16 protein-coding genes are annotated in these 18,611 nt (G+C 65.7%); 2 read left to right on the top strand and 14 right to left on the bottom strand.

What is annotated here, in order from left to right:
- Nucleotides 1-5: 5 nt before the first annotated feature.
- Both N2603_RS30190 and N2603_RS30185 read right to left on the bottom strand, forming a co-directional pair.
- A complete protein-coding gene (locus N2603_RS30190; protein ID WP_260384992.1) occupies nucleotides 6-1,562 on the bottom strand; it encodes a formate dehydrogenase beta subunit in 1,557 nt (518 codons plus the stop codon).
- Nucleotides 1,559-2,047 carry a formate dehydrogenase subunit gamma gene (locus N2603_RS30185; RefSeq protein WP_260384991.1) on the bottom strand — a complete coding sequence of 163 codons (489 nt, stop codon included), beginning with the start codon at nucleotides 2,045-2,047 and terminating at the stop codon, nucleotides 1,559-1,561. Before N2603_RS30185 ends, N2603_RS30190 begins: the two co-directional genes overlap by 4 nt.
- Nucleotides 2,048-2,271: 224 nt before the next feature.
- Between N2603_RS30185 and N2603_RS30180 the strand changes: the two genes are divergently transcribed.
- Nucleotides 2,272-3,165 carry a LysR family transcriptional regulator gene (locus tag N2603_RS30180; RefSeq protein ID WP_018647772.1) on the top strand — a complete coding sequence of 298 codons (894 nt, stop codon included), beginning with the start codon at nucleotides 2,272-2,274 and terminating at the stop codon, nucleotides 3,163-3,165.
- Between the two features lie 81 nt (nucleotides 3,166-3,246).
- Here N2603_RS30180 and N2603_RS30175 read toward each other — a convergent pair whose 3' ends face one another.
- From N2603_RS30175 to oxlT, 12 genes are all read right to left on the bottom strand, one after another.
- On the bottom strand, nucleotides 3,247-4,179 hold the full coding sequence (locus N2603_RS30175) for an IS110 family RNA-guided transposase (RefSeq protein ID WP_260384990.1): 933 nt from the start codon (nucleotides 4,177-4,179) through the stop codon (nucleotides 3,247-3,249).
- Nucleotides 4,180-4,481: 302 nt separating this feature from the next.
- Nucleotides 4,482-6,809 carry an ATP-binding protein gene (locus tag N2603_RS30170; protein WP_260384989.1) on the bottom strand — a complete coding sequence of 776 codons (2,328 nt, stop codon included), beginning with the start codon at nucleotides 6,807-6,809 and terminating at the stop codon, nucleotides 4,482-4,484.
- 227 nt (nucleotides 6,810-7,036) lie between these two features.
- Nucleotides 7,037-8,410: a cation-efflux pump gene (locus tag N2603_RS30165; RefSeq protein ID WP_260384988.1), complete on the bottom strand. Its 1,374-nt coding sequence runs from the start codon at nucleotides 8,408-8,410 to the stop codon at nucleotides 7,037-7,039.
- Between the two features lie 284 nt (nucleotides 8,411-8,694).
- The gene (locus N2603_RS30160; RefSeq protein ID WP_260384987.1) at nucleotides 8,695-9,663 is read right to left on the bottom strand and encodes a zinc-binding dehydrogenase; all 969 of its coding nucleotides are present in this window, start codon (nucleotides 9,661-9,663) and stop codon (nucleotides 8,695-8,697) included.
- Between the two features lie 25 nt (nucleotides 9,664-9,688).
- Nucleotides 9,689-10,681 (bottom strand): NAD(P)H-dependent flavin oxidoreductase, encoded by a 993-nt coding sequence (locus N2603_RS30155; RefSeq protein WP_260384986.1) that lies wholly within the window; start codon nucleotides 10,679-10,681, stop codon nucleotides 9,689-9,691.
- A 451-nt stretch (nucleotides 10,682-11,132) separates the two neighbouring features.
- Entirely contained in the window at nucleotides 11,133-11,783 is a 651-nt protein-coding gene (locus N2603_RS30150) for a hypothetical protein (RefSeq protein ID WP_260384985.1), read from the bottom strand.
- A 44-nt stretch (nucleotides 11,784-11,827) separates the two neighbouring features.
- Nucleotides 11,828-12,031 (bottom strand): hypothetical protein, encoded by a 204-nt coding sequence (locus N2603_RS30145; RefSeq protein WP_260384984.1) that lies wholly within the window; start codon nucleotides 12,029-12,031, stop codon nucleotides 11,828-11,830.
- 264 nt (nucleotides 12,032-12,295) lie between these two features.
- Nucleotides 12,296-13,702 (bottom strand): hypothetical protein, encoded by a 1,407-nt coding sequence (locus N2603_RS30140; RefSeq protein ID WP_260384983.1) that lies wholly within the window; start codon nucleotides 13,700-13,702, stop codon nucleotides 12,296-12,298.
- Between the two features lie 906 nt (nucleotides 13,703-14,608).
- Nucleotides 14,609-15,382 (bottom strand): fumarylacetoacetate hydrolase family protein, encoded by a 774-nt coding sequence (locus N2603_RS30135; protein ID WP_260384982.1) that lies wholly within the window; start codon nucleotides 15,380-15,382, stop codon nucleotides 14,609-14,611.
- An 11-nt stretch (nucleotides 15,383-15,393) separates the two neighbouring features.
- Complete coding sequence (locus N2603_RS30130; RefSeq protein WP_260384981.1) at nucleotides 15,394-16,410, bottom strand: 2-dehydropantoate 2-reductase; 1,017 nt, start codon at nucleotides 16,408-16,410, stop codon at nucleotides 15,394-15,396.
- Nucleotides 16,411-16,513: 103 nt separating this feature from the next.
- Nucleotides 16,514-16,942 (bottom strand): CBS domain-containing protein, encoded by a 429-nt coding sequence (locus tag N2603_RS30125; protein ID WP_183241135.1) that lies wholly within the window; start codon nucleotides 16,940-16,942, stop codon nucleotides 16,514-16,516.
- A gap of 179 nt (nucleotides 16,943-17,121) precedes the next feature.
- Entirely contained in the window at nucleotides 17,122-18,444 is a 1,323-nt protein-coding gene (oxlT, locus tag N2603_RS30120; RefSeq protein WP_260384980.1) for an oxalate/formate MFS antiporter, read from the bottom strand.
- On the opposite strand from oxlT, the gene N2603_RS30115 reads away from it, so the two are divergent.
- A complete protein-coding gene (locus tag N2603_RS30115; protein WP_158646913.1) occupies nucleotides 18,431-18,589 on the top strand; it encodes a hypothetical protein in 159 nt (52 codons plus the stop codon). The genes oxlT and N2603_RS30115 overlap by 14 nt on opposite strands.
- Nucleotides 18,590-18,611: the final 22 nt, after the last annotated feature.

Raw genomic sequence — 18,611 nt, 5'->3', positions numbered from 1 at the left:
TTCTCCTATTCCGCGGCCTGAAGCGCGGTCGGGATGGGTGCGAAATCCTCCCGGAAGTGCTTCAATGCGCTGAGCACCGGATAGGGCGTGAAGCCGCCGAGCGCGCAGAGCGAGCCGAATTTCATGGTGTTGCAGAGGTCCTCGACCAGCGCGAGGTTTTCATGCACGCGCTCGCCGTTGATGATCTTCTCGATGGTCTCGACGCCGCGGGTGGAGCCGATCCGGCACGGCGTGCACTTGCCGCAGGATTCGACGGCGCAGAACTCCATCGCGAAACGCGCCTGCCTGCGCATGTCGACGCTGTCGTCGAACACGACGATGCCGCCATGGCCGATCAGGCCGTCGCGCGCGGCAAAGGCCTCATAGTCGAACGGCGTGTCGAACAGGGCGCGGGGGAAGTAGGCACCCAGGGGGCCGCCGACCTGCACGGCCCGAACCGGGCGGCCGGTCGCCGTGCCGCCGCCGATGTCGTCGACGAGCTCGCCGAGCGTCACGCCGAATGCTGTCTCGAACAAGCCGCCGTGGCGGATGTTGCCGGCGAGCTGGATCGGCATCGTGCCGCGCGAGCGGCCCATGCCGAAATCGGCATAGGCCTTGGCGCCCTCGGCGAGGATGAAGGGGATCGCTGCGAAGGACAGCACGTTGTTGATGACGGTCGGCTTGCCGAACAGGCCGTGATGGGCCGGCAGCGGCGGCTTGGCACGCACGATGCCGCGGCGGCCTTCGAGGCTCTCCAGCAGCGAGGTCTCCTCGCCGCAGACATAGGCGCCGGCGCCGACGCGCACTTCCATATCGAAGCTGTAGGTCGAGCCGCCGATCTTGTCGCCGAGATAGCCGCCGCGCCTGGCAGCCACGATCGCGGCATTCATCGCCTCGACCGCGTGCGGATATTCGCTGCGGATGTAGATGTAGCCCTTGGTCGCGCCGACGGTGATGCCGGCGGTGGTCATGCCCTCGATCACCAGGAAGGGATCGCCTTCCATGATCATGCGGTCGGCAAAGGTGCCGCTGTCGCCTTCGTCGGCGTTGCAGACGATGAACTTGCGATCGGCCTTGGCCTGCGCGACGGTCTTCCACTTGATCCCGGTCGGGAAGCCGGCGCCGCCGCGGCCGCGCAGGCCCGAAGCCGTCACCTCATTCAGGATCGCATCAGGTCCGAGCGAGAGTGCGCGTTCAAAGCCCTTGTAGCCGCCATGGGCACGGTAGTCTTCGAGCGAGCGCGGATCGATCACGCCGCAGCGGGCGAAGGTGAGGCGGGTCTGGCGCTTCAGCCAGGGGATCTCGTCGATCGCGCCGAGCCGCAAGAGATGCGGCGTGTTGCTGGCGAGCGCGTCGAGCAGGGAGGGGACGTCGGCCTCGGTCACCGGGCCGAAGGCGATCCGGCCCTGCGGGGTCGCGACCTCGACCAGCGGTTCCAGCCAATACATGCCGCGCGATCCGGTCCTGACGATCTCGATCGCAATGCCACGCTTGGCCGCAGCCTGTTCCAGTGCCAGCGCAACCTCATCGGCGCCGACGGCGACCGCGCCTGCATCGCGCGAGACGAATATCCGCATGCTCATCGCTGTGCCTCCGCAACCAGTGCATCGAGGCGCTTCTCGTCGAGCCGGCCGATGAGGCGGCCGTCGAGCATCGCGGACGGGGCAGTCGCGCAAAGGCCGAGGCAGTAGATCGGCTCCAGCGTGACGCGATCGTCGGCCGTCGTGTTGCCGAGCGCCACACCGAGCTTCGTCTCGGCGCGTGCGGCCAGTGCATCGCCGCCCGCAGCCTGGCAGGCTTCCGCGCGGCACAGCTTCAGCACGTGGCGGCCGGCCGGCTTGTGGCGGAAATCATGGTAGAAGGTGAAGACGCCATGCACCTCGGCGCGCGACAGATTCAGCGCCTGCGCAGCCATGGGAATCGCCGCCTCCGGCACGTAGCCGAATGCCTCCTGAAGCGCATGCAGGATGACCAGCGTTGCGCCTTCCTGCCCGGCATGTTCGGCGATGATCTCAGCGCCGCGCGCTTCGTCCCAAGGTTCGTAACGAGGTTCGTAAAGCGTTGTCATTGTTCGTTCTCAACCTGAGCGTTCCTTCCGTGCAAAGTATTTGGAATCATTCGAAGATCAATAAAGCTGTCTCATGCTGCGATTGCGAATTCAGATCGATTTGCAACCGCAATCGGTCGATACGGACTGGTAATGAAGATTGCATCGGCTGCCGGTTTTTGCGTGTTGGTGCAGGCCCGGCATGCTAGCTTGCATGCCAACACAGAATCCGAGGGGACAACCGGTTGATCGATAAGCTTGAACTGCTGCTGGCGCTGGCGAAGGAGCGGCATTTCGGACGCGCGGCAGAGGCCTGCGGGGTCACGCAGCCGACCATGTCGACCGGGCTGAAGCAGCTCGAGGAGATCCTCGGCGTGATGCTGGTCCAGCGCGGCTCCCGCTTCCAGGGTTTCACCCCCGAGGGCGAACGGGCGCTGGACTGGGCGCGGCGGATCGTGGGCGATGCCCGCGCCATGCGTGACGAGATCAACGGGCTGAAGCACCAGCTCTCCGGCGAGATCCGCATTGCCGCGATCCCGACCGTGCTCGGCATGGTCGCCGCACTGACGACGCCGTTCCGCGCCCGGCATCCCGAGGTGCGTTTCAGCATCCGCTCGACGACCTCATCGGAGGTGCTCGGGTTGCTCGAAAATCTCGAGGTTGATGCGGGGCTGACCTATATCGAGAACGAGCCGATCGGCAAGGTACGCACCATTCCGCTCTACAATGAAAGCTATCGCCTGCTGACTGCGCCGGACGGAATGTTCGGTGACCGCGAGACGGTGACCTGGAAGGAAGTGGGGCAGGTGCCGCTGTGCCTCTTGACGCCCGACATGCAGAACCGCCGCATCATCGACCGCGCGCTGCGCTCGGTCGGCGCGGAGGCGACGCCGACGCTGACCTCGAACTCGCTCCTGGTGCTGTTCACGCATGTGAAGACGGGACGCTGGGCCAGCGTGATGCCGGCCAAGCTCGCCGAGACGCTTGGCCTGTCCGATACGGTGCGGTCGATCCCGATCGTCGACCCCGAGGTCAATTACAGCATCGGCATGGTGATCCCGCAGCGCGATCCGATGACGCCGCTGATCGCGGCGCTGGTCAATGTGGCGCGAGAGGTCGCGCCGACGCTGCAGCTATAGGGCCAGGGCGGGCGGGTCTGAGCAAGCGCCTCGTCCTTCGAGACGCCCGCTTCGCGGGCTCCTCAGCGACTGTGTTCTTCGTCAAGCGGTTTGCCATGGTTTTCGGTCCCTGAGCATGGCGTTGAGGGTGGTCAGGAGCTTGCGGGCAACGGCGATGAGGGCGACCATTTTCGGCTTACCGGCGCTGACCAGGCGGCGATAGAAGACCTTGAGCTGCGGATGGCACCGGATCGCCGAAAGAGCGGCCATGTAGAGGGCCGCCCGCAGGGCGGATCGGCCTCCGCCGATCTTGCTCCTGCCCTTCCATCGGCCGGACTGGCGGACGAACGGGGCAAGTCCGGCGAGGCTTGCGATCTGGCGCCGATTGAGCGCGCCAAGCTCGGGGACTTCGGCAAGGAGGGTGCGCGCGAGTGTGTTGCCAACACCGGGAAAGCTGATCAGCAAATCCTCCTTGTCCCGCCAGACCGGCGAACCGCGCACCAGTGTGTCGATGTCGTTGTCGATATCCGGCAGTTCCTTCTCGAGCAGCTTGATGTGGCGAGCAAGGCCCTTGCGGATGCGGACGTTCTCAACCCGTTGCTCGCGCTGGCGTTCGGCGACGATCATCTCAATGATCTGCCGTCGGCGAGCGACCAACTCGGCCAGCAGCCGCGCCTGCTGATCCGGGACGGGGCGCAAGGCCGGCTTCACCGCCTCGACGAACCTTGCGATCACTGCCGCATCGATCGGATCCGATTTGGCGCGCTGACCGATGGCCTGTGCGAAATGCCGGATCTGGGCCGGATTGATCACCACCAGCGGCAGCTGGGCGCCGGCCAGTGCCGCGGCGACGACGGTCTCGAAGCCTCCCGTCGCCTCCACCCCAACCAGCGTCGGCGAACAGCTCAGAAGGCGCGCAACAAGTTCTTCCAGGCCCTTGCCATCGCGCGCTACGGCAAACACTTCTCCGATCGGACGGACATGCACGTCCAGCCGGTCCTTCGACACATCAATGCCAACATAGATCGCGTCCATCTGCACCCATCCTTGCGCAACCGGGCTCGCCAGGCGGCCCCCGCGACTGTTCGGGTTCAATGGAACAACGGACGGGGCGCCGCGCTGAGGAACGGGCTTCAAGGCCCTTGGATGAAGCGGTCTCCCGTCCGTTACCGCATCGGACACTCTATCCGATCCAGTGAGTCGTGACTTACAAGGATGAGGCTCCGCGCCATTGGATGCCTTTGGCACTGCTGCCGCGCACGCTGCCCTCATCCTGAGGGCCCGCCGCAGGCGGGCGTCTCGAAGGATGGCCGCGGGCACGTAACCTCGAGCCGCCTCTAGGCCGCAGCCGATATCCCGGCCCCCTTCACGGCATCGCGCGGCAGCGTCACCCGGACGACGGTGCCGACATCGATCTTCGAGCGCAGCCGCATCGAGCCGCCGTGGAGCTGGGCCAGCGAGCGGGCGATGGCGAGGCCCAGCCCAGAGCCGTGATAGGTCTTGGTGAGCTGGCTCTCGACCTGCTCGAAGGGGCGGCCGAGCCGCGCCAGCGAGTGCGGTGCGATCCCGATGCCGGTGTCGGCGATCATCAGTACGATCCTGTCGTCGAGCTGCCGGCTGCGCACCACGATCCGTCCGCCGTCGGGCGTGAACTTCACCGCGTTGGAGAGCAGGTTGACGATGATCTGCTTGGTGGCGCGGCGGTCGGCGACGACCGAGATCGATGTCCCGATGTCGGCATCGAGCGTCAGGTGCTTGTCCTCGGCGCGGCGGGAGACGACGCGCAGGGATTCGGCGAGCGTCCGCGCGAGGTCGAGCTCTTCCATGTCGAGCTTCATGCGGCCGGCCTCGATCTTGGACATGTCGAGGATGTCGTTGATGACCTCGAGCAGATAGTGGCCGCTGGTCAGGATGTCCTGGCAATATTCCTGGTATTTCTCGCTGCCGAGCTCGCCGAACATGCCGCTTCCCATGATCTCGGAGAAGCCGATGATGGCGTTGAGCGGCGTGCGCAGCTCGTGGCTCATGTTGGCGAGGAACTTCGACTTGGTCTGGTTGGCTTCCTCGGCGCGGGTCTTCTCGCGCTGGTATTTTTCGGCGAGGTCGGCGAGCTCGTTGGTCTGGCGCTCCAGCGCGGCCTGCGAGCGCTTGAGGTCGATGACCGTCGCGCGCAGGCGCAGGTCGTTGTCGACCAGCTTCTGCTCGTGCTCCTTGATGCGGGTGATGTCGGTGCCGACCGAGACGTAGCCGCCGTCCTTGGTCCGGCGCTCGCTGATGTGCAGCCAGCTGCCGTCGTCGAGCTGCGCCTCGAAGGTGCGCGCGCCCGGGCCTTGGGCAGCGGTCTCGTTGTGGCGGGTGCGCACCTCCGGCATGCGGCCGACCTCGAGCACGGTCTCGTAGGAGGTGCCGGGAATGACGGCGCTGTCTGGCAGCTTGTGCAGGCGCTGGAAGTGCGAGTTGCAGAGCACGAGGCGGTCGCTCGCGTCCCACAGCACGAAGGCCTCCGGAATGGTCTCGATGGCGTCGCGCAGCCGCAGGTCCGCTTCCACGGTCCGCTCGGCGAGGCTCTTCTGCTCGGTGATGTCGACCGCGATGCCGATCAGATGCACGCTGGAATCGGTCGCGCCGCGGGTCTTTTCGCAGCGGACGCGGAGCCAGATCCAGTGGCCGTCGACATGCTGCATGCGGAAGGTCTGGTCGATGTGGTCGATCTTCTCGGAGATGAGCTGGTCGGCGATCTCGAACAGGTCGATGTCGTCGGATTTCACCAGCGCGTTGACCTCGCCGAAGGTGAGCAGCTCGTGGCGACCGTCGAGGCCGAGCATCGAGAACATCGACTGCGACCAGAAGATCCGGCCGCGCGACAGGTCCCAGTCCCACAGCCCGCAGCGGCCGCGATTCAGCGCGGTGTCGATCCGGCCGCGCACGGCGTCGTTGATGAGGTCGCCCTCGCGGGCGCGGGTGGACTGCCAGTGGAAGGCAAAGCCGAGGATCAGGACCACGAAGCCGGTGGTCGCCGACAGCGTCACCGAGAGCGCGGCGTCCGAGCCCCAGATCGGCTCGTTGCGCTCCTGGATCACGGTGACGAAGCCGGGCAGCGACTTGATCTGCCGCGAGGTGGCCATCGCAGCATTGCCGCTCGGCAGCGTCATGTCGGAGACGTTGCCGTCGCGCGGCGGCGCCGCAAGCAGCTGCGCCGTGGTGATGGCATCGAGCAGGCGGTCGTTGCCCGAAGGGTCGCTGTCGATGGGAATGCGGGCGAGGAGACGGCGGTCGATCCCGGCCGAGGTGACGATGACGTGGCGGCCGCTGGCCGTGCCCCAGGACGGGATCAGGTCGGGCAGCAGCGTCGGCAGGCGCTCGATGTTCTTCTGCCGCTCGATCCGCAACGAGGTGAGGCGGTCGATGCGCTCGGCGAGCAGGTCGGCGAGCGCGGAGATGTCATGCCGGATCACCAGCCGCTTCTGGCGCGTCTGATCGACGACCTGCACGAACGCGCCGAGGCAGATCGTGATCAGGAACGCGATGATGAGCGTTGGCACGGCACGGCGCAACGCCGGCTCTGCGATCAGCAGCCGATGATAGGCAGGTTTCGCGATCGATTGCGCCAATCCCTTGATCGAATCGGATTGGACGCACGCGTTCGCGGCGTCTGCACGCGACATGCCTTCGGCCCCCTGAAAACCCTGCTTGCAACTTGAGTTCGGAGGCAGCCCCACGTCGCTTCCGAATCAGACCGATTTGAATCCAGTTTTGCCGGGCTGTCGAGAGTCAACGAATCGTTAACGCGAAATTATTCTTATCCAACGCGCAGTTTACGCATCACGCGTCCGCAAACCCACGTGGGCGAGGAGTCCGAAACGGGAACGTGTGACTCCTCGCGCAATCCGCGTCACATGCGCGGCGGCTCGGCGTGACTGATGACGCGCTTCACGCTCGGAAACGCGCGGCGCAACGCGCGCTCGATCGCGTCGACCTGCTCGTGCACCTTGATCACGCTCATCGACGGCGCGGCGCGGCAGTGGAAGTTGACGATCTCGCCGGCGTCGGTGTTGCGGACGCGCACATTATGGATGTCGTGGATCTCGCCTTCGCCGGCGAACTCGGCCAGCGCGGCGGCGATGGTCTGCACCCTTTCCGGCGCGGCGTCGACGCCGAACGGCAATTCCGGTTCCAGCGGCTCGATGTGGACGTCGACCTCGACGTCCTCGCCGAACTCCTCCTTGATGTTGCGCTCCAGCGTATTGGCGATGTCATGGGCCGCGTCGAGCCGCATCCCGGCATCGACCTCGAGATCGATGCCGACGATCAGCTTGGCTCCGAGGTCGTGCACCGTGACGTGGTGGATGGCGAGGCTCGAATTGCGCGCGATCACCATAATGCGGTCGCGGACGGTTTCGTTGTTGCGCGCGACCGGGACCGGGGTGAAGGTGAGGTCGGCATCGCCGAACGCCTTGTCGACGGCGGCCTGTGCCTTGCGCTTGATCTCCTCGACGCGGTCGATCGGGTAGGTCCGCGGCACCTTTGCGATGGTGTCGATGAAGGTGGTCGCCCCGACCATGCGCACGCGCAGCCGCTCGACGTCGATCACGCCGGGAACGCTCCTGATCGCGGCCGTGGCCCTCTCCTGGGCGCCCTCCGGCGCGCGGTCGAGCAGCGTCTGCACGGTCGAGCCGGCCATGCGCAGGCCAAGCAGCGCGATCATCACGGCGACCGCGGCGGCGGCCGCGGCGTCACCCCACCAGAAGCCGAGGGCGGCGAGGATCAGGCCGACGATCACGGCGCAGGAGCCCATCACGTCGGAGGCGAAGTGGAGCGCATCCGCGGCGAGCGCCTGGCTTCGGGTCTCCCGCGCGGCGCGGTGCAGGGCGCGGGCGCGCCAGAGATTGACGGCGATGTCGATCACCAGCACGACGAACGGCACGGCCGAGATGGTCGGCGGCGGCGTCCCCTCGCGCAGCCGGCTATAGGATTCGACCAGGATGCCGCCGGCGAGCACGTAGAGCAGGGCGGTGACGCCCAGTGCGGAGATGCTTTCCAGCTTGCCGTGGCCGTAATGGTGCTCTTCATCCGCCGGCTTGTCGGACACCCGCACCACCGCCCAGGTGATGATGGTCGCGACCAGGTCGATCGAGGAATGCAGGGCCTCGGAGATCAGCGCCAGCGAGCCGATCGCGATCCCGACCACGAACTTGGCCGCCGCCATGCCGCCGCTGGCGAAGATCGAGATGGCCGCGACCGAGGTTTTATTGTGCTGGGAGTTCATGGCGGGGATTTAGCAGCCTGAGGCTGAACATCAAGCGGCGATCCACAGCTGTAGTCGCAAGTGAGTTGCAGGAGCGAAGCCATTGCGAATGCTTCTGAATTGAATGGTGGCTCGCTGCTACGAGCTCGGTCTCGTAGGGTGGGCAAAGGCGCAAAGCGCCGTGCCCACCATCCGTCCGTGATGGATACAGATCGTGGGCACGCTTCCGCCTTCGCTCTTCGAGCTACGGCGGACGAGCCGCTTTGCCCACCCTACGGGACCGTCGCTTTGGCCGAGTCTGCCCCTTAAAGCGTCACCACGATCTTCCCCAGATGCTTGTTCGCCTCCATGTGCTCGAACGCCTGGTCGATCTGGTCGAACGCATAGACCTTGTCGATCGGCAGCTGCAGCTTGCGCGACTCCACCGCGCCCCAGATGTCCTTGCGGACCTCCTCAAAAATCGCGCGGACCTCCTCGATGGTGCGGGTGCGGAAGGTGACGCCGATATAGCTGATGCGGCGGGCCGCATGCAGGTCGAAGTTGAAATCTGCATGGGTGCCGCCGAGCCGGCCGACATTGACGATGCGGCCAAGGACCTTGGTCGCGGCGAGGTTCTGGTTTGCGACCTTGCCCGAGACCTGGTCGATGATGAGGTCGACGCCTTCGCCGTTCGTCGCCTTCAGCACCTCGTCGACCCATTTGGGGTCGGAGGAGTCGACCGCGAGGTCGGCGCCATATTCCTTCAGCCGGCCGCGCCGGTAGGCATCGGTCGACGAGCCGATCACGAGCCTGGCGCCCTTGAGTTTTGCAATCTGCATCGCCATCAGGCCAACGCCGGAGCTGGCCCCCTGGATCAGCACGGCTTGCCCCGGCTGCACCCCGCCGACGGTGACGACGGCGTTGTGCATGGTCGCCAGCGCGACGGGGAGGGTGGCGGCCTCCTCGAAATTCATGTTCGAGGGCGCGCGGAACAGCCGGCCGTGATCGGCCAGCGTGTATTCAGCAAACGCCGCGCCGCCGGATCCCATGATGCGGTCGCCGACTTTGACGCCCTTCGCATCGGGCCCGAGTTCGGCAACCTCGCCGGCCCATTCCATTCCGAGCACGGTGCCGACGCCGCCGGCCGCGCCATGGGCGTGACCCTTGCGCATGCCGGTATCGGCGCGGTTCAGCCCGCAGGCGCGGACCTTTACCAGCACCTGCGTGCCTTTCGGCTTTGGTTGAGCGACGTCGGAAATCCGAGCGCCTTCAGGGCCGTAGACGTAAGCCTTCATGAATTACTCTCGCTTCTTGCAGTGATTATTCCGCAGCTTGCGCGCTTGGAGCGATCATGCCTTCGAGCCGGCTGCGAATGATCGCTTCGGCCTCGCGCACGATGCGGGAGATCAGCTCGCCGCAGCTCGGGATGTCCTGGATCAGGCCCTGCACCTGGCCGGCCGACCAGATCCCTTCATCCGAATTGCCGGTCGCATAGACCATCTTGCCGCGGGCCCCCGCAACGAGCTCGCGGATGTCCTCGAACTTGGCGCCCTCCTTCTCCATGGCGACGACCTTGGTCGAGATCTCGTTCCTGGCGACGCGCGAGGTGTTGCGCATGGTGCGGAAGATCAGCTCGGTCTCGCGCTCGTCATTGGCGACGATCTTCTCCTTGATGAGTTGGTGGATCGGGCTCTCCTTGGTGGCCATGAAGCGGGTGCCCATGTTGATCCCTTCCGCACCCAGCGCCAGCGCCGCGACGAGGCCGCGGGCGTCGGCAAAGCCGCCGGAGGCGATCATGGGGATCTTGACCTTGTTGGCGGCGGCCGGGATCAGGATCAGGCCGGGCGTGTCGTCCTCGCCGGGATGCCCGGCGCATTCAAAACCGTCGATCGAGATGGCGTCGACGCCCATGCGCTCGGCCGAGAGGGCGTGGCGGACGCTGGTGCATTTGTGCACGACCTTGACGCCGTTCTTCTTGAACTCGTCGACATGCTCCTGCGGCTTGTTGCCGGCGGTCTCGACCACCTTGATGCCGGCCTCGATGATGGCGGCACGGTATTCGGCGTAAGGCGGCGGCTTGATCGCGGGCAGGATGGTGAGGTTGACGCCGAACGGCTTGTCGGTGAGGTCGCGGCAGCGCGCGATCTCCTTGGTCAGATCCTCCGGCGTCGGCTGCGTCAGCGCGGTGATGAAGCCGAGCGCGCCGGCATTGGCGACGGCGGCGACCAGCTCGGCCCGCCCGACCCATTGCATGCCGCCCTGGACGATCGGGTGCTCGACGCCGACGAGCCTGGTGAACCGTGTCTGCAGCATGATCTGTTTCCCCCGCGCCCCGCGTGGCGCTCTGTTATCGTTTGATGGCAGCAGGATGCCGCCGGGGGTGGCAAAAGTCTATTGCGGGGCCGTGCGGTGAGGGCGGGGTGTCATGCGGGGCGTGAGGGGGATTCCGCCGGGCGGATAATTTGGGCCTCACTCCGTCATCCCCGCGCAACCGCGAAGCGGTTGTCGCTGGAGGTGCGAGGCATGGGACGCAACGCGTCCCATGGGGAGCTTCGAAGGATGAGCGGCCACGCTGTGAGAGCCGGGCGTCGCCCTTCGAGGCTCGCTCAGCGGCGCGATGCGCCGCGGAGCGCGCACCTCAGGGTGACGTCATAGAGAAGTGCTCGCTGCTTCAACCCCGTCATTGCGAGCGTAGCGAAGCAATCCAGACTCTCTCCCCGGCGGGATTCTGGATTGCTTCGCTGCGCTCGCAATGACGGCAGAGCTACTCCGCCGACAGCCGCACTATCTGCCGGCCGCCGTTCATTTCCTTGAGGCGGTTGACGAACTTTTCCGGACGCTGCCAGCGATTGGGGACCTCTAGGCCCATGAACTCGGCGATATCGCCGATGAAGCCGGTGCAGTTGGCGGTCTCGGCGTTCCATACCGGCGAGTTCGCCTGCAATTTCTTGATGTAGGCGAACACGCGCTTGGCGTCGGCCTCGTTCAGGTAGACCCGATAGTTCGCGGTCAGATATTCCGGATCGAGGTCGCCGTAGCTCGCGCCGGTTTCGGACGGCACAAAGGTGATGTGGCCGAGCACGTAAGCGAGCGTGTCGCCGGCCGGCGTCAGGCCCGCGACCTCGACCGCCTTCTCGCTGGTCTTGCCGTACCAGACGAAGGCATGGCCCCAGCTCGCCGCCGTCCTGGCGCGGAAGTCGACGTAGTAGGGGCCTTTCTCCGCGCGCGCGACGGGGCGCCGCGTCGCTTGCGGTTGAGGCCGCGATGCGGTCTCGGACGTGGCAAGCGCGTTGGCATCGGCAACGCGCTTGTTCGCTTCGTGGGCCGAGGCCGTGGGCGTCGTGCATGCGATCATCGCCGCGAGGGCGAGCCCCGCGAGGATGCAGGATCCCGATCGATCAGCTCTGTTCGTCACGCTATGTCCCCTCGACTGTCGGCCGCTTACGCAGAGTCTGCGCGTCAGTAGCGCGCCGCGACCGGGCCGGGCGCCTTGCCGATCGGGGCCTTGCCAACCGGGCTCTTTCCAATCGGCATCTTGCCGATCGGGGCCTGCTCCGCCGGATAGACCGGCACGGGCTGCCGGCGCGGCAGATCCGCGGCATTCGCGGCCGTCACCAGAGCGAACGTGGCACCCAGAACAAATACAATCTTCTTCACAGTCATACCCCCTAGAAGGTTTGGTCCAAACACGGCCAGGCCGTGCCCCCAGACACGCCTCACAGAAGGGCGGCCGAATGCGTCCAAGTTGCGGCGCGCACGGGACATGTTGGCGGCATTGATCGGGCGTAAGCAGATGTGATGTGTCTGGATGTTTCGGGGCCGGCTGGCGGTGTCGTAGCCCGGATGAGCGCAGCGATATCCGGGGTGCTTGTGGCCGCATGCGTCCCGGATGTCGCTATCGCTCATCCGGGCTACAGCAGCCGCGCTTCACCCGATCCGGTTCAAGCTGTTCCTGATCGTCGCGAAGATGCCGCCGATGTCCTTGCGCAGGGCATCGAGCGCATTGAAATTCTCGAAGACGCGGGCGAGGCGGTCTTCGACCTCGCGCTTGCTTTTCGTCAGCGCGTCGACGCGCGAGTCGAGGGTGACTCCGGCGTTCGCCTCGATCTCGCCGACGGTCTTGGCGAGGAGGTCGCGGGTGGTGCTGACCTCCGCGATCATCGCCTCGATGCCGAACACCGGAGCCTTCAGCGGGACGAGGTCGGCCTGCGACTTCGACAGCTCGGTCTTGAAGGCGTTCAGCGTCGCCAGCGTCTCCTGCAACGCGCCGAGGCGCTGGCGCGACTGCAGGACAAAATCGTTCAGCGCATTCTGGCGCTCAATGAGGCTCTTGCCGTCGCCGTCGGTCTCGACCTCCGCGATCGCGCGTTCGAGCTGGCCCCGGCGCTGGCCGAGCTCCTCGAAGTCGAGCCGGATGCCTTTCAGGATGTTGAAGCTGTCATCGATGCGCACGAGGCGCTGCTCGATCTCGATCTTGTTCTTCGACAGCGTCTCGACGCGGCTGCCGAGCGGCGCTTCGCCGCCGGTCTCGAGCTCGTCGATGCTTTTTTCGAGGCGGTCATGGCTGAGGCTGAGCTCGCCGATCAGGGCGTTGATGCCGGCGTCGGTCGAGCGCAGCGGCGCCAGCTCGGCATGGGACTTCGCCAGATCCTCCTTGTACTGGTTGAGGGTCGCGAACGTGTCCTGGACCGCGCTCACCCGTGTCAGCAGCGCCGACACGTCGCGCGCGATGTCCTTCAGGCGATCGGCGAGGTTGTTCTTGCGGTCGTCGGTCTCGAGGTCGTGCAGGGAGCGTTCGAGCTGGTTCTGGCGGTCGCGGATCTCGGTGAAGACGGGCTCGACCGCGCGGCGCTGGTCGGCGATCTTGCCGACCATCTCGCGCAGCGCCTGCTGGCGGCGGCGGATCTCCGCGAGCTGGTCGTGCATGTCGGTGGCTTCGTTGCGGCCCTGCTGCAGCAGTGCGCGCTGCTCGGTCTCGCCGAGCTTGTCGTGAAGGGCGGAGACGGCCTCCCGTGGATCGCTCTCGATCAGGTGCTGGACGGTGGCATCGAGGTGGTTTTGCAGGGCATGGGCGACGACGACGTCTTCCCGGGTCTTCTTCAGTCGGTCGCGCAGCGTGTCGAGGCGCCGGTCCTGGCGCGAGAGCCGCCAGGCGGTTGCGCCGATCAGCGCCAGGCCTGCGGCCAGGATCGTGCCGGCCGCGATGCGCTGCGGCACGGACAGGGCCGCGAACCACGCCGGCAGGTGACCGACGTCGTAACCGAACGCCTGCTGGCCGAGGATCGCGATGACGGCGAGCAGGGCAAACCAGGCAACCAGGAAAAACAGCCACATCGTGAATTCCTCACGCCGGCACACAATTTCGCCATGATTGCTATTGGAGAGCGGAACCGAGATCAAGGGCGAGCGGGTTGCCGGATGCGCGTGGCGGCGCGAAATCCACGACTGGTTGCGTCAGCCGATCGGTGGAGCGGCGTAGAGAGGTGCCGGATTTTCCCGATCGGTTGGGGCCGTGGCTGCCAACATACTCCGCCGTCATTCCGGGGCGGCGCGCAGCGCCGAGCCCGGAATCCATAACCACAGGCGGTTGTGTTGAAGCGAGGTCGGCGTGGCGCGCAACGTCTCACCCAATCGCCGTCGTGGTTATGGATTCTCAGGTGCGCAATTGCGCACCGTAGCTCGCGACTTCGTCGCGCCCCGGAAGCACGGAGAGAGAATCGTAGACCGCATGTAGGCGGCGACATGCAGGACCACGTCAAGGTCTGTCCCGGACGTCGCTCCGCTCATCCGGGCTACGGCCTCTTGCTCGCTCTCATTTCCCGAGGAAGTTCGAGCGCATCTTGTCGGCGAACCAGACCACGAAGATCGCAGCGAACGAGAGAGCAAAGTACAGAGCCGTCCACAAAAGTGCATTAGCGGCATTCGACATGGCGTCCTCCCTGGCATCAGAAAACCGATCTGTTGCCGGGAAGGATAATGGCGGCCGCGACGGCGCGATTTGCGCAGGATCAATTTTGCCGCGCTGCGGCGAACATGACCGGCGAGCCTTTATTCCTGGGCCACGATGGAGTTGCGCCGGGGAATGATGGTCGGGCCGTAGCCTGTAGCCCGGATGGAGCAAAGCGCAATCCGGGTCGGTCCATCGTCATGCGAAGGTCCCGGATTACGCGGAGCCTGTCATCGGGCGGCGCTTGGCGCCGACCCGTTGGCTCCATCCGGGCTACGGCACTGCGTCTGACGCTACAGCCGAAACTCGTTGGTGAGCTCGCCGATGCCGTCGATCGCAACGGTGACCGTGTTCACCGGCTCCTTCATCACGCCGACGCCGACTGAGGTGCCGACGGCGATGAGGTCGCCGGGGAGCAGGGTCATGTCCTGGGAGATCCTGCTGACCAATTCCTGCGCCGAAAAAATCATGTCCGAGATCGGATAGTTCTGCCGCTCGGCGCCGTTGAGGATGGTGCGCACGGTGAGTTTTGCGGGATCGAGGCCGGTCGCGATCACAGGACCGAACGGACCGTAATCGTCGATGCCCTTGGCGCGCGCCCATTGCGGGAAAGTCGGATCGCTGGTCAGGATGTCGTTGGCGGTGATGTCGTTGACGCAGGTGTAGCCGAAGATGAAGCCGTCGGCTTCCGCAGGCGACACGCGGGCGCAGGTCTTGCCGATGACGATGCCGAGCTCGCCCTCGTAAGTCGTCTTGCCGTCGTAGTAGGAGGGGCGGCGGATCACGGCGCCCGGCGTCGTGATGCTGGTGGTGGCCTTCAGCAGATACAGCGGCTCCGGCGGCTCGGGCTGGTTCAGCTTGGCCGCGAGCGCGTGAAAATTATTCCAGAGCGCAACGATCTTGCTCGGTGCGCAGGGCGCGAGCAGCTCGACCTCCGACAGCGCCAGCGTCTTGCCGGTCGCGGCATTGCGGCCGAACAGCTCGCCCTCGTGCACGCCGATGCCGGAGGACGTCAGCGTGCCGAAACCGGCCGTGCCGGCATGGCGAAAGCGCAGCCACTTCTTCATCTCGCCCGCCATCACGCCACCGCCAGTGCACGCGGATCGGTTGTCGAGACGCCGTCATAGAGACCGGCGATGCGGGCGCGCTGGCTCACCATCGCCAGCACCGAGTCGAGTGCCGGCGTCGCGATGCCGGTGAGGCGGCCCATCTCCTGCACCACGGTGACGAGCGGGTCGATCTCCATCGGGCGGCCGCGCTCGAGATCCTGCAGCATCGAGGTCTTGTGCGCGCCGACCTTGCGGGCGCCCTCGATGCGGCGCTCGACGTCGACGCGGAATTTGACCCCGAACGTCTCGGCGATGCCTTGAGTCTCCACCATGATCGCGCGCGACAGCGCCCGCGTGGCGGGATCGGTGCAGATCACGTCGAGCGTGGCGTGGGTCAGCGCGCTGATCGGGTTGAAGCAGACATTGCCCCAGAGCTTGAGCCAGATCTCGTCGCGGATGCGGTCGAGCACCGGCGCCTTCAGGCCGGCGGCGACGAAGAGATCGGCGAGACGCTGTACGTCGGACGTGACCTCGCCGGAGGGCTCGCCGAGCGGGAAATTGTTGCCGTAGACGTGACGGATCACGCCCGGCGCCTCGATCTCGGTGGCGGGATAGACGATGCAGCCGATGGCGCGCTCGGCGCCGATCTCGCGCCATTGCCGACCGCCGGGGTCGATGCTCTCCAGCGTCGAGTTCTCGTATTGGCCGCCGTGCTTGTAGAAATACCAATAGGGGATGCCGTTGACGGCGGTGACGATGCGGGTGTGCGGCCCGAGCAGCGGCTGCATCTTCTCGATCACGCCGGTGATCGAATGCGCCTTCAGCGTGATGATGATGTAGTCCTGCACGCCGAGCTCGGTGGGATCGTCGGTGCAGCGCGGATGCACGGTGTGCGTCTCCTCGCCGGCGAGCAGCGTCAGGCCGCGCTCGCGCATGGCGGCGAGGTGCGCGCCGCGTGCGACCAGGCTGACGTCGGCGCCCGCGCGCGCGAGCTGAACTCCGAGATATCCGCCGATCGCGCCGGCGCCGTAGATGCAGATCTTCATGAAATCCTCGCGAGCAGAGACCGGATTTTGGGACGAAAGATCCGGTCCGGCTCGGATGGATCCGAGCCGGGGCCGGTAGTCGCAGGGGAAGTTTTGCCGCTTGTTAGGCTGCCGCTTGCGGCGTGCCGTTGATCGCCTCGTCCATCGCAGCGGCGATGTCGCGCATGCTGATGACCGAGACGAGGCTGTAATCGTCGATGACCGGCAAGTGACGGATGTGATGCCGGTTCATCAGATGGCGCACGTGCTCGATGGTGTCCGAGGAGGTGCAGGAGACGAGCTGCTGCACCGACACGAGCTGCGAGACCTTGACGTTGACGGCATTGGCGCCGTGCTCGGCGACCGCGCGCACCACGTCGCGCTCGGTGAACATGCCGACCGCGGTGTTGCCCTCGGAGCGGACCACGTCCTTGACCACCAGCGCGCTGATATTGTTGGCGCGCATCAGCTTGGCGGCGATACCCACCGTTTCGTTCATTCGCACCGTGACAACGCGCGGCGTCTTCTTGCGCAGAATGTCTCCGACCAGCATTGCGACCTCCCTGGGTGAATGACAGGAGGAAGTGTGGTATACATAATGCCAATCGTCAAGCGCTGGATTTGGCTGATCCGAAAAATCTTGCGGCAGCAATACTGACGTTTGTCGGCGGGCAAAAAAGAAAAGGGGCGCATCGCTGCGCCCCTTCTTGAAAGCTCTGGTGTGTTGGTTGCTTACGCCGTCTCGGTCTTGGCGTTGCCCGTTGCCGTGCTGGCGCTCTCGGCTTCCTTGCCGAGGATGAAGGAGCGGCGCAGCGGCTTGATCACGAACAGCGCCATCAGCGCCGCCGTTGCGTTCAGCGCCACCGCCACCACGAACACGGCCTTCCAGCCATAGGTTGCCGAGATCACGCTTGCGAGCGGAACGAGCAACGAGGCGGTGCCCTTGGCGGTGTAGAGCATGCCGTTGTTGGTCGTTGCGAACTTGGAGCCGAAGGTGTCGCCGCAGGTCGCGGGGAACAGCGAGTAGATCTCGCCGAACACGCCGAAATACACCGCGGTCGCGAGCACGAAGACAACAGGATTCTGGCCATAGGCCGACAGCGTCAGGAGCATCACCGCGGCGGTGCCGAAGGCGATGAACATGGTGTGCTCGCGGCCGATGGTGTCGGAGACCCAGCCGAAGAAGGGGCGTCCGAAGCCGTCGAAGATGCGGTCGAGCGAGATCGCGAAGGTCAGCGCCGCCATCTGGAAGCCGGCGAGCGTCACCGGCGTGTCGGCGATCTTGTAGTCGTGCGCGATCGGGCCGATCTGCGCCGCGGTCATCAGGCCGCCGGAGGCGACCATGACGAAGACGAGGTACATCACCCAGAAAATAGGGCTGCGCAGCACCTGCGGCGGGGTGAAGTCGATCTTGGTCTGCGGCAAATTGAGCTGCTTCTTCCTCGGCGGGATCGAGATCCGCGGCGGCTGGATGAAGAAGGCGAGCACGAACACGATCAGACCCTGGCCGATGCCGAAGGTGAGGAACGCCTGCTGGTAGCCGCTCGATGCGATCATGGTCGCGATCGGGACGATGGTGAGCGCGGCGCCCGCGCCGAAGCCCGCGGCGGTCGCGCCGGCGGCAAGGCCGCGGCGGTCGGGAAACCATTTCAGCGCGTTGCCGACGCAGGTGCCGTACACGGCGCCGGCGCCCATGCCACCGACAACCGCGGCCGCGTAGAGCAGAGTTAGCGAGTCGGCGTAGGAGTTGAGCACCCAGGAGAGCGCGATCATCACGCCGCCGAACATGATGACGATGCGCGGGCCGTATTTGTCGACGAACCAGGCCTCGACCGGCACCAGCCAGGTCTCGGTGACGACGAAGATGGTGAAGGCGAGCTGGATCGCGGCGCGGCCCCAGTGGTGGACCGCATCGATCGGATCGACGAACAGCGTCCAGCCATATTGCAGGTTGGCGATCATCGCCATGCAGACGATGCCCATGCCGAGTTGGAGCCAACGGAAACCGGTGCGAAGAGGCGCGGCCGTGACGGCGCCGTCCGTGCTGGAAATCATCAAGAACCTCCCAACGCGCCTGATTGATTGCGACTTGGGATTGCAAGATGACCCGGTGTCGCAAATGTTGTGGCTTATCGTCGCAAGCGCGGCGGGGACATTGGTATACCATATTCCAGAACGCAAGCCCTATCTCACGCCGTGACGCAAGAAAATGCCCGGTTCCG

Origin of the sequence: Bradyrhizobium huanghuaihaiense, assembly GCF_025200885.1 — a bacterium.
Classification (GTDB): domain Bacteria; phylum Pseudomonadota; class Alphaproteobacteria; order Rhizobiales; family Xanthobacteraceae; genus Bradyrhizobium; species Bradyrhizobium huanghuaihaiense.
Note: the sequence above shows the minus strand (reverse complement) of the source record. Positions and strands in the feature narration are given on the sequence as shown.

What these genes read in the sequence shown, in the direction of transcription:
- oxlT (WP_260384980.1), bottom strand. Translation starts at nt 18,444, where the DNA reads ATGATTTCCAGCACGGACGGCGCCGTCACGGCCGCGCCTCTTCGCACC.
- N2603_RS30185 (WP_260384991.1), bottom strand. Translation starts at nt 2,047, where the DNA reads ATGACAACGCTTTACGAACCTCGTTACGAACCTTGGGACGAAGCGCGC.
- N2603_RS30160 (WP_260384987.1), bottom strand. Translation starts at nt 9,663, where the DNA reads ATGAAGGCTTACGTCTACGGCCCTGAAGGCGCTCGGATTTCCGACGTC.
- N2603_RS30145 (WP_260384984.1), bottom strand. Translation starts at nt 12,031, where the DNA reads ATGACTGTGAAGAAGATTGTATTTGTTCTGGGTGCCACGTTCGCTCTG.
- N2603_RS30175 (WP_260384990.1), bottom strand. Translation starts at nt 4,179, where the DNA reads ATGGACGCGATCTATGTTGGCATTGATGTGTCGAAGGACCGGCTGGAC.
- N2603_RS30140 (WP_260384983.1), bottom strand. Translation starts at nt 13,702, where the DNA reads ATGTGGCTGTTTTTCCTGGTTGCCTGGTTTGCCCTGCTCGCCGTCATC.
- N2603_RS30165 (WP_260384988.1), bottom strand. Translation starts at nt 8,410, where the DNA reads ATGAACTCCCAGCACAATAAAACCTCGGTCGCGGCCATCTCGATCTTC.
- N2603_RS30170 (WP_260384989.1), bottom strand. Translation starts at nt 6,809, where the DNA reads ATGTCGCGTGCAGACGCCGCGAACGCGTGCGTCCAATCCGATTCGATC.
- N2603_RS30155 (WP_260384986.1), bottom strand. Translation starts at nt 10,681, where the DNA reads ATGCTGCAGACACGGTTCACCAGGCTCGTCGGCGTCGAGCACCCGATC.
- N2603_RS30130 (WP_260384981.1), bottom strand. Translation starts at nt 16,410, where the DNA reads ATGAAGATCTGCATCTACGGCGCCGGCGCGATCGGCGGATATCTCGGA.
- N2603_RS30135 (WP_260384982.1), bottom strand. Translation starts at nt 15,382, where the DNA reads ATGAAGAAGTGGCTGCGCTTTCGCCATGCCGGCACGGCCGGTTTCGGC.
- N2603_RS30125 (WP_183241135.1), bottom strand. Translation starts at nt 16,942, where the DNA reads ATGCTGGTCGGAGACATTCTGCGCAAGAAGACGCCGCGCGTTGTCACG.
- N2603_RS30190 (WP_260384992.1), bottom strand. Translation starts at nt 1,562, where the DNA reads ATGAGCATGCGGATATTCGTCTCGCGCGATGCAGGCGCGGTCGCCGTC.